This window comes from Streptomyces sp. NPDC085481 (assembly GCF_044541845.1).
Taxonomy (GTDB): Bacteria; Actinomycetota; Actinomycetes; order Streptomycetales; family Streptomycetaceae; genus Streptomyces.
Genome location: NZ_JBITTJ010000017.1, coordinates 60,264 through 75,976, shown reverse-complemented (window position 1 = coordinate 75,976; position 15,713 = coordinate 60,264). Strand labels below are relative to the sequence as shown.

Annotated in this window: 11 protein-coding genes and 2 pseudogenes; 6 read left to right on the top strand and 7 right to left on the bottom strand. The window is 73.0% G+C overall.

Features of this window, described 5'->3' with window-relative positions; genetic code table 11:
- The 6 genes and pseudogenes from ACIGEZ_RS29600 to ACIGEZ_RS29575 all read right to left on the bottom strand — a co-directional run bounded on the left by ACIGEZ_RS29600 (position 1) and on the right by ACIGEZ_RS29575 (position 6,870).
- A pseudogene (locus tag ACIGEZ_RS29600) lies at positions 1-2,804 on the bottom strand (fumarate reductase/succinate dehydrogenase flavoprotein subunit).
- Positions 2,805-2,852: 48 nt separating this feature from the next.
- Positions 2,853-3,611: an ABC transporter ATP-binding protein gene (locus tag ACIGEZ_RS29595; protein ID WP_399836992.1), complete on the bottom strand. Its 759-nt coding sequence runs from the start codon at positions 3,609-3,611 to the stop codon at positions 2,853-2,855.
- On the bottom strand, positions 3,608-4,474 hold the full coding sequence (locus ACIGEZ_RS29590; protein WP_399836989.1) for an ABC transporter permease: 867 nt from the start codon (positions 4,472-4,474) through the stop codon (positions 3,608-3,610). Before ACIGEZ_RS29590 ends, ACIGEZ_RS29595 begins: the two co-directional genes overlap by 4 nt.
- Positions 4,471-5,826 carry an ABC transporter substrate-binding protein gene (locus tag ACIGEZ_RS29585; protein WP_399836986.1) on the bottom strand — a complete coding sequence of 452 codons (1,356 nt, stop codon included), beginning with the start codon at positions 5,824-5,826 and terminating at the stop codon, positions 4,471-4,473. The genes ACIGEZ_RS29590 and ACIGEZ_RS29585 overlap by 4 nt, the downstream gene beginning before the upstream one ends.
- 14 nt (positions 5,827-5,840) lie before the next feature.
- On the bottom strand, positions 5,841-6,068 hold the full coding sequence (locus tag ACIGEZ_RS29580; RefSeq protein WP_015038198.1) for a ferredoxin family protein: 228 nt from the start codon (positions 6,066-6,068) through the stop codon (positions 5,841-5,843).
- A 34-nt stretch (positions 6,069-6,102) separates the two neighbouring features.
- A complete protein-coding gene (locus tag ACIGEZ_RS29575) occupies positions 6,103-6,870 on the bottom strand; it encodes a GntR family transcriptional regulator (protein ID WP_399836983.1) in 768 nt (255 codons plus the stop codon).
- Positions 6,871-7,127: 257 nt separating this feature from the next.
- Between ACIGEZ_RS29575 and ACIGEZ_RS29570 the strand changes: the two are divergent.
- A pseudogene (locus ACIGEZ_RS29570) lies at positions 7,128-8,195 on the top strand (MFS transporter); the annotation flags it as partial.
- A 234-nt stretch (positions 8,196-8,429) separates the two neighbouring features.
- Here the strand turns inward: ACIGEZ_RS29570 and ACIGEZ_RS29565 are convergent.
- Positions 8,430-9,398, bottom strand: coding sequence for a LysR family transcriptional regulator (locus ACIGEZ_RS29565; RefSeq protein ID WP_399836980.1), 969 nt, complete (start codon positions 9,396-9,398; stop codon positions 8,430-8,432).
- A 353-nt stretch (positions 9,399-9,751) separates the two neighbouring features.
- Between ACIGEZ_RS29565 and ACIGEZ_RS29560 the strand changes: the two genes are divergently transcribed.
- The 5 genes from ACIGEZ_RS29560 (at position 9,752) to ACIGEZ_RS29540 (ending at position 15,642) form a co-directional block, all read left to right on the top strand.
- Positions 9,752-11,098, top strand: coding sequence for an aminotransferase class V-fold PLP-dependent enzyme (locus ACIGEZ_RS29560; RefSeq protein ID WP_399836977.1), 1,347 nt, complete (start codon positions 9,752-9,754; stop codon positions 11,096-11,098).
- A gap of 209 nt (positions 11,099-11,307) precedes the next feature.
- Complete coding sequence (locus ACIGEZ_RS29555; protein WP_399836975.1) at positions 11,308-12,300, top strand: L-tyrosine/L-tryptophan isonitrile synthase family protein; 993 nt, start codon at positions 11,308-11,310, stop codon at positions 12,298-12,300.
- A 12-nt stretch (positions 12,301-12,312) separates the two neighbouring features.
- Positions 12,313-13,158 (top strand): TauD/TfdA dioxygenase family protein, encoded by an 846-nt coding sequence (locus tag ACIGEZ_RS29550; RefSeq protein ID WP_399836972.1) that lies wholly within the window; start codon positions 12,313-12,315, stop codon positions 13,156-13,158.
- 100 nt (positions 13,159-13,258) lie between these two features.
- Positions 13,259-14,395 carry an LLM class flavin-dependent oxidoreductase gene (locus ACIGEZ_RS29545; RefSeq protein WP_399836969.1) on the top strand — a complete coding sequence of 379 codons (1,137 nt, stop codon included), beginning with the start codon at positions 13,259-13,261 and terminating at the stop codon, positions 14,393-14,395.
- Positions 14,392-15,642, top strand: coding sequence for a styrene monooxygenase/indole monooxygenase family protein (locus ACIGEZ_RS29540; RefSeq protein ID WP_399836966.1), 1,251 nt, complete (start codon positions 14,392-14,394; stop codon positions 15,640-15,642). The genes ACIGEZ_RS29545 and ACIGEZ_RS29540 overlap by 4 nt, the downstream gene beginning before the upstream one ends.
- Positions 15,643-15,713 lie beyond the last annotated feature (71 nt).

Sequence of the window (15,713 nt, the reverse complement as noted above, 5' to 3'; positions counted from 1 at the left end):
TCAGGCGAGCGCCCGGGCGGCGTGGGCGCGCACGTCCGCGTCCGGGTCGGCGACGGCCGTGGCCAGCGCGGCACGGGCCTCGGCCGCGTCGCGGTGCGCGAGCAGGGAGAGGACGGCGGCCTTGCGGACGTCCGCGTTCGGGTCGGCCAGCGCCTTGGCGAGGGCGGGCACGGCCCGGCCGGCCGGCGCGGCCCGGAGCGCGGTCGCCGCGCCGGCCCGTACCTGCCAGGCGGACGCGTCGAGCGCCCCGGCCGCGGCCCCGTCGTACGGCGGCGGGCAGCCGGTGGTCGCGAGCGAGGCGAGGGCGGCGCCCCTCACCAGGGGGTCGGCGTCGTCGAGCAGCGGAAGCAGTGGCGCCGGTTCCGGGGCGTGTACGGCGGCGAGGCCGCGGGCGACCGCGACCCGCACCTCCCGGGCCGGATCGGCCGCCGCCACCGCGAGCTCCGCCACGGCATCCACGGACACCAGAGCCCGTACGGCATGGATACGGACGTCGATGTCCGCGTCGGCCAGCGCGGCGGCGTACACCGCCGCGTCCCCGAGCCGCAGCACGCGCAGCACCTCCAGCGCGGCGGACCGCACGACCGGGTCGGCCACCCCGAGCGCCGCCCGCAGGCCCTCGCCCAACCCGGCCTCGGCCGGCAGCACTTCCACCAGCTCGCGCAGAGCGGCAGCGGCGGCGTGCCGCACCGACGGCGTCCGGTCCCCCAGCCGCTCGGCGAGCGCGACCCCGGCCCCGGCCGGCACGGTCTCGGCGAGCGCGGCCACGGCGACCGCCCGCACCGCCGGGTCGGCTTCCGTCAGATAGGGCCGCAGCGCCTCCAGGTCGGGGGACTCCTCGGCGAGCGCGAGCAGCCGCAGGAGCGCGGGGCTCGGGCCGGCGGAACCCGGGCCGCCGGTCACGGGGACGTCGGGGGACTGCCCGGCCGTCGCCCCGGGTCCGCGCCCCGCCGTCGCCGCGGCTCCGCCGCCCGCGCGTGCCGCCGGCGCCGCGTCCCGTGGCCCCGCCGTGGCCGTCGGCTCCAGGGCGACCTCGCCGAGCCACCGCTCCGGCCCCGCCGTCGGGGTGTACTCCGGCACCGGGACCGCGTACGGCTCGACCGGCCGGGCCGTGAACTCCATCGCTCCGGACCGGGACTTGCGCAGGTCCAGGTGGTGCAGCCAGTCGGCGTCGTCGCGCCGGGGGTGGTCGAGGCGTTCGTGGTAGAGGCCCCAGCGGGACTCGGTGCGGGCGAGTGAGGCGCGCGCCGCCATCTCCGCGCAGTCGCGGATGAAGGACACCTCCGCGCACCGCATCAGCTCGTGCGCGGTGCGCGCCCCCATCCCGGCGATCTCCCGTTCCATCCGGGTGAACGCCTCCACCGCGAGGGAGAGCTTCGCGCCGGACTTCGGGGGCGCCACGTAGTCGTTGACGAAGCGCCGCAGCTTGTACTCCACCTGGGGCTGCGGCGGTCCGGCCGGGTTGCGCAGCGGCCGGTAGACCAGCTCGTGTGCGGCGGCCAGCTGGTCCGCGGGCAGCTCGCCCTCGTACGCCCGGTAGCGCGACGCGTCCTCGCCCGCCAGGTCGCCGAAGACGAACGCCCCGATCATGTAGTTGTGCGGTACGCAGGCCCGGCCAGGTCACCGGCCGCGTACAGGCGGGGGACCGTGGTGCGGGCGTGCGCGTCCACCCGTACGCCCGAGGCCGAGTGCCCGCCGCACAGACCGATCTCCGAGATGTGCATCTCGATGTCGTGCGTGCGGTAGTCGTGCCCCCGGCCCTCGTGGAAGGTGCCGCGGGTGGGCCGCTCGGTCGTGTGCAGAATCGATTCGACGGCGCCGATGGTCTCCTCGGGGAGATGGCTGAGCTTGAGGTACACCGGGCCCCGGTCGGAGGCGAGTTCGGCCGCGAACTCGGCCATCATCTGTCCCGACCAGTAGTCCGACTCCACGAACCGCTCGCCGTGCCGGTTCACCTGGTAGCCGCCGAAGGGGTTGGCGACGTAGGCGCAGGCCGGCCCGTTGTAGTCCTTGATCAGCGGGTTGATCTGGAAGCACTCGATGCCGGTGAGGGCGGCGCCCGCGTGGTACGCCATCGCGTAGCCGTCGCCCGCGTTGGTGGGGTTCTCGTACGTGCCGTACAGATAGCCGGAGGCCGGCAGGCCGAGCCGGCCGCACGCGCCGGTGGCCAGGATCACCGCGCCCGCCCGGACGGTCACGAACTCCCCTGTGCGGGTGTGGAAGCCGGCCGCCCCGATCGCCCGGCCGTCCCCGGGATGGGTGAGCACGCGGACCGGCATCACCCGGTTCTCGATCCGGATCCGCTCGCGCATCTCGCGGCGGCGCAGCTGCCGGTAGAGGACCTTCTTGACGTCCTTGCCCTCCGGCATCGGCAGCACGTACGAGCCGGAGCGGTGCACCTGGCGGACGGCGTACTCGCCGTGCTCGTCCTTCTCGAACTTCACCCCGTACGACTCCAGGCGCCTGACCATGTCGAAGCCGCGGGTGGCGGTCTGCCGGACGGTGGACTGGTCGACGATGCCGTCGTTGGCGCGGGTGATCTCGGCGACGTAGTCGTCGGGCTCGGCCCGGCCCGGGATGATCGCGTTGTTGACGCCGTCCATGCCCATGGCGAGCGCGCCGGAGTGCCGGACGTGCGCCTTCTCCAGGAGCAGGACGTCCGCGCCGCGTCCGGCGGCGGTCAGCGCGGCCATGGTGCCGGCCGTGCCGCCGCCGATGACGAGGACGTCGCAGGTCAGCTCGGTCGCGTCGGAGAGGGCGGGGATGGCGAGGGGGGTGTCCACCGCAGTGTCGGCCGTGTCCATGGGCTGCCTTTCGGAAGGAGGTGCTCGGCGGGGTCCCGGGCGGGACCCTCAGAGCGAGTCGAGGATGTGCCGGCGCAGTTCGGCCGTCGCGGCCGCCTGCCGGGCCTCGCGCCGCCGTGGGTGCGGCACGTCGAGCACCCGGCCGGAGGGGAGTAGCGCCACCCGGTCGCCGAGGTGGAGGGCCTCGTCGACGTCGTGGGTGACGAAGACGACGGTCGCGCCGGTGCCGTGCAGGATGTCCACCAGCAGGTCCTGCATGCCGGCCCGGGTGTGCGCGTCGAGCGCGCCGAAGGGTTCGTCCATGAGGACCGCGCGGGGCCGGCCGGCCAGGGCTCGGGCCAGCTGGACGCGTTGCCGCTGCCCTCCGGACAGCTGGTGCGGGAGCTTGTGGGCGTGGCCGGCGAGGCCGACCCGGTCCAGCCAGTCGGCGGCGGTGCGCCGCCGTTCGGCGCGCGGGACGCGGCGGATCGCCAGGGGGAGTTCGACGTTGGCGCGGACGGTCCGCCAGGGCAGCAGGGCGTCGTGCTGGAAGACGAGCGCCCGGTCGGCCGCGGGGCCTTCGACCGGTTCGCCGTCCTGGCCGACCCGGCCGTCGAGCGGGGGCAGCAGTCCGGCGAGGGTGCGCAGCAGGGTGGACTTGCCGCAGCCGGACGGGCCGACCACGGCGAGGAGTTCGCCGGGCGCGATCCGCAGGTCGACGCCGGCCGGCACCGCGGCACCGCCCGGGTGGCCGATCCGGGCCCCCTGCAGGGTCAGTTCGGCGCCGGAGGGCGGGGCGACCGCGGCGGGCGGGGGTGCGGTGCTCACGTGACCGGCTCCTTCTCGCGTACGGGTGGGGGTACGGGCACGGGGGCGGGCGCCGCCCGCCGGGCGGCGCGCCGGAACGCCGGCCTCGGGGCGCCGGTCGCGGGCTGCGGCAGCCAGCGGGTGACGCGGCGGCCGAGCATCTCGACCGCGGTGGAGGTGAGCCAGCCGAGGGCGCCGATGGTGGCCATGCCGACGAAGACCCCGGGGTAGTCGACGACCGTGTAGTCCTGCCAGGTGCGGTACCCCACCCCGTACTCGCCGGAGATCATCTCCGCGGAGATCACGCAGATCCACGAGACGCCGATGCCCACCGACAGGCCGCCGAAGATGCCCGGCAGGGCGCCGGGCACCACCACCGCGAACAGCACCCGCAGCCGTCCGCCGCCCATGGTGAGCACGGCCTCCTCCCACACCGGGACGAGCGCCCGCACCGCGTGCCGGGTCGACACGAGGACCGGGAAGAAGGCCGCGGTGGCGGTGATGAAGACGATGCCCTGCTCGTTGGTCGGCAGCAGCAGGATCGCGACCGGCACCAGGGCGATGGCGGGCACCGGCCGGGCCACCTCCAGGATCGGGCCGAGCAGGTCGGCGGCCCACCGGGACCGGGCGACGGCCGTGCCGACCGCGATGCCGAGCACCGTCGCCAGCAGGAAGCCGATGGTGATCCGGCGCAGGCTGTGGCCGAGGTCCTGCAGGTACGCGTCGGTGCCGACCCGGTCCGCGAAGGCGGCGGCGACCTCGCCGACCGTGGGGAACTGCTCGAACCGCAGCCACAGGTTGACGTCGTAGACGGTCAGCAGCTGCCACAGGCCGAGTGCGGCGACGAGGGAGAGCGCCCGGACCAGGCGCCGGCCGGCGCTCATGACGCGAGGCCCTGGGCGGTCGCGTAGTCGACGATCCGGGAGCCGGGGTGGGCGGCGGCGTACGCCCGGGCGCCGGCCGGAGTGACGAAGGCCCGCAGATCGGTCCCGTCGGCGACCCAGACGGCCCGGTCCGCGAACCACAGCGTGCCGGTCACCGCGTCGGGCACGTAAGCGGCGCGCACCTGGGCGCCCTTGACCGCCTTGAGCAGCTCCTTGGGGCTGGCGAAGCCCCGGGTGGTGGCGCTGCCCTTCAGCCACAGCTCGGACCGCGCGGCGGCGGTCTTCGGGTACGCGGGGGCCTCGGCGGCGCGGTCCAGCGGCGCCCGGTCGACGAAGGCGTCCACGTCGACGTCGCCGACGAGCCTCGCCGCCTTCAGGACCGGCACGTCCTGCTTCAGCGCGGCGATCAGCTCGGGGCGCAGCTGCGGGTCGAAGGTGGCGATGCCGTTGGCGCCGTTGTAGAGGTAGACCACCTCGGCGGGGAGCCCGGTCTCCTTGGCGACGGACTCGGCCGCCTCGACGGGCCGGGTGCGCAGGTAGTCGGTGGCGCGACGCTGGGCTTTCAGGAAGTCGTCGAGGACTCCGGCCCGCTCCTTGGCGAACTTCTCCCGGACGGTCACCCCGTGGAAGGTCGGCAGGTTCAGCTCGGCGCCGTCGTACAGGGCCTGTGCGCGGCCCTGGAAGGCGAGCAGGCCGGGCCAGGCGACGAACTGGGACAGGGCGTCGACGCTGCCCGCGTTCAGGGCCGAAGCGCCCACGCTGGGCTGCTGGTTGAGTTTGCGGATGCCCTTGTCCGGATCGATGCCCGCCTGCTGCAGGGCCCGCACGAGGGTGCCGTCGGCGGCCGAGCCGACGCTGGTGGATACCTTCCTGTCGCGCAGGTCGGACAATGACTTCAGCGGTGAACCGGGCGCGACCACCACGGTGTTGAGGCCGCCGCGCAGGTTGTAGCCGGTGACCGAGACGAGGCGGGTCGGCTGCTTCAGCTGCCGGCCGCGGGCCGCGTTGATGAGCAGCGGGTAGTCGCCCATCGAGCCGATGTCGATCTTCCCGGCCGTCATCTGCGCGGTGATCGGCGCGCCGGTCGCGTAGTCCTGCCACTCCACCTCGTAGGTGACGCCGTCCTTCCTGCCGCGGGCGGCGAGCTCCTCCTCGAAGTAGCCGAGGGAGCGCAGCAGGGTGCCCGCGGTGACGGTGTTGATGGTCTTGGACTGGTAGCCGACGGTGACCGTGACCGTGCGCGCGCCGCCCTGGCCCGCCGGGTCGTCGGCGTCGGCCGCGCCGCCGCAGCCGGTGGCCAGCGGCAGCAGCAGGGCGAGGGGGAGGAGCGGGGTGATCTTCTTGCCGGGCATGGGAGTGGGGCCTTTCACCGGAGCAGATAGGGCATGTTGACGGTGACCGCGCCGGTGGGGCAGCGGGCCGCGCACGGGCCGCAGTACCAGCACTCGTCGACGTGCATGTACGCCTTGCCGTCGGCCTCGCGGATCGCGAGCGAGTCGAGCGGACACATGTCGACGCAGAGCGTGCAGCCGTCGATGCACTTCGACTCGTCGATGGTCACGGGCACGTCGGCGCGCTGGGGGACCAGAGGCATGGCTGTCTCCAGGAAGGGGGGAAGGAGGGAGGGCTCAGAGGGAGCGGTGCAGGACGCCGCTCATGGTGATGCGGTCGCCGCGGAACCGGATGAACTCCAGGTCCACCGGCCGTCCGCCGGGCAGACAGGTCAGTCGTTCCAGCATCAGGACGGCCGCCCCGCGCGGGACCTCGAGCACGGCGGCGGAGTGCGCGTCGGCGTTGACGGCCTCCAGGGTGATCTCGGCATGGCCCAGCGGGCCGCCGGTCAGCGCTTCGAGGAGCCGGAACACGTCCGTGTTCTCCAGGTCGCAGCCGAGGAGTTCGGCCCCGACGTCCATGGGCAGATAGGACAGGTCGAGCGAGAGCGGCAGTCCGTTCAGGCGCCGCAGCCGCTCGACACAGAGCACGTCGGCGTCCTCGGGCAGGCCGAGGCGGTGCGCGACCGGACCGGGAGCGGCGACCGGTCCGAGGTTGCGGACCTCGTTGGTGACCCGGCCGTGCTCGTGCAGGGTCTCGGCGAGGCCCTGGAGCCGGTTCAGGCCGTGCGGGTACTTCTCGCACACCACGACGGTCCCGACCCCGGGCTGCCGTTCCACGAGCTGCTCGCCGCGCAGCAGGTCGAGAGCCTGCCGTACGGTGTTGCGGCTCGCCCGGTAGTCCGCGGCGATGACGTCCTCCAGGGGCAGGACGCCGCCGGGGAAGCCCCCGGTCAGGATCTGGTGCCGCAGCAGGTCGGCGAGCTGCCGTGCCCGGTCCGCACGGAGCCGTCGCCGGCGCGCGGCGGCGACGGGCGGAGAGGCGGGGGCGGGTTCGGCTGGCATGTCCCGGAACGTACCGGGGAGCGGCCGCCGATGGTGTTGCCACAGTATTGCGCCACCTGACGTTCCCTCCGCACCGCTGTGACCTGCGGCTTTCTCGGGGGAGCGGCAAGATCCGCCACCATGCTTCCCACCAGGTGGACACCCGCGGTACCGTCAACGGCCTGACCCGGCAAGGAGAGTTGCACTATCCTTCGCTCTCGTGGACCAGTTGATCGCCGACGACCCGGCCCGGATCGGCCCCTACCGCACAGGCCGATCTGGGACTCGCTTCCGACGCGCTGAACACGCTCTACCTCGCGTACGCCCTGGCCTTCGGGGCCGTCCTGCTGCCCGGCGGCCACCTCGCGGACCTCATGGGGCGCAAACGGGCCCTGGTCGTCGGCCTGGCCGGCCTCGCCGTGGCCTCCGGCCTCGCCAGCCTCGCCCCGGGCGGCGAGACCCTGCTGGTCGTGGCCCGCGCCCTGCAGGGCGTCTTCGCCGCCCTGGTGACACCCGCCGGCCTGGCCCTGGTGACCACCGGCTTCACCGATCCGAAGGAGCGCCGCAGGGCCTTCGGGATCTACACCGCCGTCGCCGGCGGAGGCGTGGCGTTCGCGACGCTCCCGAGCGGATCACTGCCCGAAGCCCTCGGCTGGCGCGCCGCCCTGCTCGCCGAGATCCTCGTGGCCGTCCTCGTACTGGTGGGTGCCCTCACCCTGGTGCACGACGGTGCGGGCCGCACCGGTGCCCGCTGCGACGCACCCGGCGTCCTGCTCGGCTGCGGCGGACTGGCCGCGCTCACCTACGGGCTCACCAAGGCCGAGCCGCTCGGCTGGACCGTCCCTCTCGTCCTCGGCCTCGTCGTGGGCGGGGTGCTGCTGCTCGTGGCCTTCCTGTGGTGGCAGACCAGGACGCCGCATCCGCTCCTGGACCCTGACCTCCTCAGGGACCGCAGCCGGGCCGGCAGCCTGCTCGCCCTGGCCCTGGCCGGAGCCGGCGTCGTCGTCGAACTCCCGGCCCTGACCTTCCACCTCCAGAGCGTGCGGGGCGAGGCCCCGATGATGACCGGAGTCCTCCTCCTTCCCCTGGTCGTCGCCCTCGCCGTCGGCGCCACTCAGGTGTCCGCACGGCTCCTGCACCGCGTCGCGCCCCGGATCCTGATCGCGGCGGGGTCGGCGGTCGCCGCGCTCGGGATGCTGCTCCTGACCGGTCTCGACGCCTCCGGCCCGTACGTGTCGCAGGAGTTGCCGGGGCTCTTGCTGACCGGCTTCGGCAGCGGCGTGGCCTTCATGCCGCTGTACGCCGTCGCGACCGCTCCCACCAGCGCGGCCGCGCCCGGCCCGCGGCGCTCCGGAGGGGCGGCGGCGACCGTCGTGACGGCCGTGCAGGTCGGCGGGGAGATCGGCTTGGCGCTGCTCGCCGGCATCCTCGCCGCCCGTCTGACGGACTACCTTCCGGGCACCGAATCGGTCGGCAGGGCGGTGCTGGGCGCCTACTCCACCACGCTCTGGTGGGGGGGTCGGCGGGCTGCTGCTGGCGGGACTGGCCGGCGGGCTGCTGGTCGACCGGAGGCCCACGGGTCAGCAGTAGGTCGACTCCAGTTCGAGGAGCCGGGTGAGGTTCTGCACGCTGCCCGCGAGCACGGCCTGGCTGTGGACCTGTCTGGCGATGTCCCGCAGCGCGGTGATGTGCGGCTTGGCGTGGTCCGTCGCGGGCCAGACCACGCCGAGCGTACAGTCCGGCAGGTCGCGCACCTGGAGGTAGCGCAGGTCCGGGCGGGGGTAGAGGCGCGCCGCCACGGACGGCACGAAGGCGATGGCCCCGCCGAAGGAGGCCATCGAGAGCAGCGACTCGAAGCGGCTGACGTGGTGGTCGGTGTAGCGGACCGCGGAGCCGTCGGGGCGGGGGTCGGCCGCCCAGAAGTCCCGGCCGGCCTTGAACATGTCCGACGCCAGGCTCACCACCGGAATATCGGCCAGGTCCGCCAGGCTCACCGAGGAGCGCCGGGCCAGCGGATCGGAGCTCGCCACGGCGACCAGGCGGGGCTCGGTCGTCAGCGGCTCGCTGTGCAGGCCCTCGGGCACCGGGAGGTACACGAACGCGGCGTCGATCTTGCCGTTCTCCAGGGCCGTCATCTGCTCGGCGAAGTCGAACACGTGGATCTCCGGCCCCAGACAGGGGTACAGGCCGCTGATCGCGCCGAGCACGCTGCGGGTGGCCTCCAGCGGGGCGACGTTCTCGCACACGCCGAGCCGCAGCCGGGTGTCGCCGATCGCCGAACGGGAGGCCGCGTTGCGCAGGTTCTCGGTCGCGTCGACGACCTGCTTGACTAACGGCAGCAACGCCTTGCCCGTGGCGGTCAGTTCGACCCGCCGGCTGGTGCGGGCGAAGAACTGCACGCCGAGCCGCTGCTCCAGGGAGCGGATCTGCTGGCTGAGCGCGGGCTGGGTGAGGTACAGCTTGCTGGCCGCCCGCTTGAAGTGGAGTTCCTCGGCCAGAGTGAGCAGCAGTCGCAGCTGGTGAAGAGTCGGGTCCTCCATGGCCAGCATCCCCCTAGATTCATAATGTTTTATTTAACGCTGCCTGCACATGCCTAATCGATAAACCGTTGACCGAGTCGCTGCGCAAATGGCAGCATGGACCACCACTCTAGCGCGGGGCACGGGGGCGAGTCACCTGTTCGAGCCATTCTGCTTGGCCTAGTCCGGCCGTGGATCGTTCGATCACGTGACGGTGCGGGGGTGGATCCGATCTCCGCCGGCGGCCGGACGGGGCTGCCCATACACCCTTCCGACGGCTCACTCAATCGTGCGCGTTGAAAATCTCTTTGCGTTCATTGCGACAGTTCTGTGCAAGACGAGTAGCCGTGCCAAATGAATGGCATTGGAGGGTCGGTATGTTAATGGACTCATTTGTGGACGCGCCGACGGAGCGGATTCCGGGCGTCGTCGGCGCCGGTCTGCCCGTACCGCTGGTCGACGGACGACAGGTTCCGTACGCCCATCTCGACCACGCGGCCAGCGCCCCGTGCCTGACCGCCGTCCGCGACGCGGTGAACCGGCTGCTCCCCTGGTACAGCAGCGTGCACCGCGGCTCCGGCTTCACCTCCCGGGTCTCCACCCGGGTCTACGAGCAGGCACGGGCCTCCGTACGGCGCTTCGCCGGCGCCGCGCCCGACGCCTCCGTCCTCTTCACCCGCAACACCACCGACGCCCTCAACCTCCTGGGCCGCGCCCTGCCACCCGACACCACCGTGTTCCGCTTCGCCGCCGACCACCACGCCGCCCTGCTGCCCTGGGGCGACGCCAAGGTCTGGCGGCTCGGGGTGCCGGCCCGGCCCGAGGACGCGCTGCGCGAGCTCGACGACGCGCTCGCCGCCACGCCCAAGGGGCCGCGTCTGGTCGTCCTCACCAGCGTCTCCAACGTCACCGGCGAGGTGTGGCCGGTGGCCGAACTGGCCGCGGCCGCGCGCCGGCACGGCGCCCGGGTGGTCCTCGACGCCGCGCAACTGGTCCCGCACCGGCCACTGGACGCGACCGCCCTCGGTGTCGACTGGGTCGCGCTGTCCGGGCACAAGCTGTACGCCCCCTTCGGCGCGGGCGCTCTGGTGGGCGCGCCCGACTGGCTGGCCGACGCCGAGCCGTACCTGGCGGGCGGCGGGGCGACCGCGCGCGTGGCGGAGGACGCCGGGGTGGAGACCGTCACCTGGTCGGACCTGCCCCACCGGCACGAGGCGGGTTCCCCGAACGTGGTGGGCGCCCACGCGATGGCCGTCGCCTGCGACACCCTGACCGCGGCAGGCTGGGACGCCGTCGTCGGACACGAGAAGGCCCTCGCCAACCGGCTGCGCCAGGGCCTGGCCGAGCTCCCCGGAGTGCGGGTGCTCGGGATGTGGGGTCCCGACCATCCCAGAGTCGGCGTCGTCTCGTTCACCGTCGCGGACCGGTCGGGCGGGCCGGTCGACCAGGAGCTGATCGCCGCCGCGCTCGCCGCCGAGCACGGGATCGGCATCCGGTACGGGGCCTTCTGCGCCCACCAGGCCGTGCACCGACTCGTGGGCGGCGCCGGGGGCGACGCCCGCGCGCTGCGGGCCAGCGTGGGCCTCGGCACCACCGCCGAACACGTCGAGCGGCTGCTCACGGCGCTGGCCGAGCTGCTGCGCGACGGACCGCGGTGGACCTACCGGCGCGACCACGAGGGCTGGGCGCCGGCGCCGGACCCCCGCTCGGCGCCCGAGTTCCTGCATTGACTGGCAATTGCCCCGAGCAACCGAGGGGAATTCGGGTTCCATAAGACTTCCTTTATCGGTCCTCGCTCGTATCTAATCGGTCGACTGTTGCGGGCCCGCTCGGGCGTGTGGAAGTGTGGGCTGCGTCCCGGGGGTGAAGCGAATCGGATTCGTCTGCGATTCTTCATTCCCATTTCTGGTGTCACTTACCAAGCGACGGGGGAGTCGAATTGAGTGCGTACCCGACCGGGGACGTTTCTTCCGCGGAATTATCCGACAAGATCGTCAAGCTGCTGTACCACTTCCGGCGGACCGAGAAAGCAGGCGGCGAGAGAGTCGACGGAGAGGTCTGTATAGCCGCGCCCTGCAAGGAGTGTCTCGAGGAGCACCGGGCCAAGCTGGACCACTTCATACGGCAGGCGCAGCCGATACACCTCGTCCTGCCCGCCTTCCCGGCCAAGTCGCCCAACCGCACCAAGGTGCTGGGTGACCTGCCCGACCTCGGCGAGTACATGGGTCTGGGCTGCCTCCAGGCGCTGTGCGACTACATCAAGCACTTCCACCCGTCCGGCGCGCGGATCACCATCTGCTCCGACGGCCACGTCTTCGGCGACGTCGTCGGCGTGACCGACGAGGCGGTGACCAACTACCGGCTCAGGCTGGCCGAGATGATCGAGGCCGCCAACTGGTCCTCGCTCGACCTCTACGGGCTCGACGACGCATTCGGGGGATTCGACTACCCGAGACTGCGTCAGGTGTTGGAGGACGACTACGCCCCTTCGGTCGAGGAACTGAAGGAAAGCGTCCGCAACGACAGCGCCACCCGGAACCTGTTCAACGGAATCCACCGGTTCATGTTCGAGGACGCTGTCGGCGTCAAGGGCGAGAACGTCTCCAGGACGGCCCTGCGCAACGAGTCCAAGGAACGGGCCTACCAGACCATCAGTCGCAGCAATGCCTGGAGCAACGTCGTCGCGGAGCGGTTCCCGGAGGCCATTCGGCTCTCCATCCACCCGCAGTCGCCGCACTCCAAGAAGATAGGCGTCCGGCTGCTGCGGACCCGGGACGCCTGGCTCACGCCGTGGCACGGAGTCGTGCTCGACGACGGAAACCGGCTCTCGCTGGTCAAGAAATGGGACGCGGAGAAGGCCGAGGCCTCCCTCGTCTGGCGCAATGGCCGACCGAGCCACTTCGTCGCCCCCCAGTCGGCCCTCACCACGTAGGAAGGCGATCCCTTGTCGAATTCGGTGTCACAGCCCGCCGACCGGAGCTACCCGTGCGGCTCCACCGAGACCACCAAGCTGATCCACACCCCGCTGCGCCCCTTCGGCCGCGTCGTGCAGGCGATCGGCGGCGGCGCCAGGATCGAGGACATCCCGGTCGACACGCTCGCCCGCTGGACCGTCGAGTCCCGGGTCGTCGTCCTGCGCGGCTTCCAGCTGCTCGCCAAGCAGGAGTTCGCCGACTACTGCCGGCAGTGGGGCGAGGTCCTGAAGTGGGAGCCCGGTGACGTCGTCGACCTCGTCGTCGAGGAGAACCCGAAGAACTACCTCTTCGACAGCGGCGACGTGCCCTTCCACTGGGACGGCGCCTTCGTCGAGGCGGACCCCCGCTGGTTCTTCTTCCAGTGCCTGGACGTCACCCCCGGTGTCGGAGGGGAGACCGTCTTCTCCGACACCTCCCGGGTCTACCAGGACGCCGACGACGCGACCCGGGAGCTCTGGAGCCGCGTCAGCATGACGTACTCCACCGAGAAGGTCGTGCACTACGGCGGCCAGGTCACCGAGCGTCTCGTGTCCCAGCACCCCGCCACCGGCATCCCGGTGCTGCGGTTCGCCGAGCCGCTGTCGGAGGAGACGTACAAGAACCCGGTGCACGTCGAGGTGCACGGTGTCGACCCGGCCGAGGCGGACGGCTTCCTCGCCGACCTCGCCGAGCGCGTGCACCGGCCGCAGTACTGCTACGACCACGACTGGCAGGCCGGCGACATCCTCATCGCCGACAACTTCTCGCTCATCCACGGCCGGAACGCCTTCAGCGGCCCGACCAGGCGACACCTCCAGCGCGTCGAGGTCATCTGACCGCGCACCCGGAGACCGCGCCGCCGCCCCCGGTGAACCAGCACCGGGGCCGGCGGCGCCGACCAGAGCAACGCGACAACACGGCCGTGAGGAGCGGGGTATGAGGGTGGGACTGGCGTGGGACGCCGTCGGGCCGGTCGACGGCGGTCGGGGACTGCTCGACCTCGCGCGCACCGCGGGGATGGACACGTTCCTCGTGTTCGACCACTTGATCAACGTCTTTCCGCGCCAGGCGTGGGACGCCGACTTCAGCTATCTGGGGGCGGTCCTCCCGACCCCCGACCTGTCGCTCGAATTCGCCACCGTCCTCGGCAACTTCGCCGCCGGGGCGGGGCCGGTACGGCTCGCGGTCGGTGTCACCGACCCGCACCGCAGGCACCCTGCCGTCCTGGCCCAGACCGCGCTCACCCTCGCCCAGTTCACCGAGCGGCCGCCGATCATCGGCATAGGCGCCGGCGCGCAGGAGAACCTCCAGCCCTACGGCATCCGCCCGGACCGCCAAGTGGCCCGCGTCGAAGAGGCGTTGCGCGTCCTGCGGATGTTCTTCGACAGCAAGGGCCCCTACGACTTCGAGGGCGAGTTCTTCACCCTCGACCAGGCCGTCATGGACCTGCGCGCACCCGACGGCGGCGTCCCCGAGCTCTGGGTGGGCGGCAGCGGCCCGCGGATGACCGCGCTCGCCGGCCGCTACGGCGACGGCTGGCTGCCCTCGGACCTGATGTCCCCGGCCGAGTACGCCCGCAGGCTCGCCGTCGTACGCGAGGCCGCAGAGGACGCGGGCCGCGACCCGGACCGGATCGTCGCCGCCGGCGGCGTGCCGATCGTGGTGGCCGAGACCGACGAGGCCGCCAGGGAGTTGTGCCAGGCCAAGGCGATCCGGTACCTGGCGCTGCACGCCGGCGCCGCGCAGTGGCGCGAGTACGGCGTCACCCACCCCTTCGGCACGGACTACCAGGGGCTCTCCCACCTGTTGCCGCACCGGCTGACCCGCGCGGAGGTCGAGCGGGCCCTGGCCGTGGTGCCCGACGCGCTCGTCACCGACCTCGCGATCGTCGGCAGCCGGGAGACCGTGCGCGACCGGATCGGCGAACTCGCCGAGGCCGGCATGACCCTGCCCGTGCTGATCCCCGCGTCCGCCCTCGCCTCGCCCGAGGCCGCCGGATACACGGTGGAGAGCATCGCCTGGCTGGCCGGCGAACTCGGCGCGGACTCCGCCGCGGGGCAGGTGACGGCATGACCCGCATCGGCATCATCGGCTCCGGGATCTCCGGGCTCCAGCTCGCCCTGCGCCTCCAGCAGCTCGACATCCCGGTGACCCTGTACTCGGCGCACACCGCCGAGGAGCTCGCCGCCGCACGGCCGAGGAACTTCCCCGCCCGCTTCGCCCCGACGCAGGCGCGCGAGGAACGACTCGGCGTCCACGCCTGGAAGTCCGACGACGCCCGGGTGCACAGCTGGCAGATCACCCTCCACGGCGAAGGCGGGCAGCTGGAGTTCGCCGCCGCGCTGACCCCGCCGTCGAGCGTGGTGGACTTCCGCCTCTATCTGCCGCACCTGTTCGGCGAGTTCACCCGGCGCGGCGGCGACGCCGTCGTCGGACCCGTCGGCCTCGACGAGGCGGCCCGCCGGCACGACCTGGTCGTGGTCGCCAACGGCGACCGGTCCATGCGGGACGTGTTCCCGGCGGACGCCGCCCGCTCGCCGTACACCGGCCCGCAGCGCATCCTGGCAAGCGGCTTCTACCACGGCATCCACGAGGACGTGCCGCACTCCCTGGACATCCACTTCCTGCCCGGGATCGGCGAGATCCTGCGGATCCCCTTCCTCTCCCGGCTCGGCCCGGCGCACGTCCTCGCCTTCGAGGCGGTGCCCGGCGGCCCGCTGGAGGCGCCCGCCCACCTGGACGCCGACGCCGACCCGGCCGGCTTCCTGCGCGAGGTGCTGCGCCTGCTCGCCGAGCACGCGCCGAGCCTGCGCGAACGCGTGGACACCGACCGCTTCGGCCTCATCGCGCCGGGCGAGCTGGCCCAGGGCGGCGTCACCCCGGTCGTCCGCCGCGGCTGGGCGGCCCTCGCCGACGGCACCTGCGCGCTCGCCATCGGCGACGCGTGGATCACCAACGACCCGCTCACCGCCCAGGGCGCCAACCTCGGCTCGCACACCGCCTTCGCCCTCGCCGACCTGATCGCCGCGGCCGACGGCCCGCTCGACGCCACGTTCTGCCAGGACGCCTCGGACCGGCTGTGGGACCACGCCCGCCATGTCGTCGACTGGAGCAACGCGTTCCTCGCGCCGCCCCCGCCGCACGTCCAGGGCCTGTTCGGCCGGGCGGCCGCGGACAAGCGGATCGCGGACGCGTTCGTCAGCCGCTTCCACGACCCGGTCGCCATGTGGGCGGTGCTGTCCGACCCGGGCGGCGCCGAGGCCTTCGTCGCCGGCTGCACCGACGACGGACGCGCGGGCGCGGACGTGGCCCATGACTGAACGCCGCGCCGGCCAGGACCGGCCGCGCCCCGCCTCCCCCTACGCGCTACCTGCCCCGGAACCATGAGGCC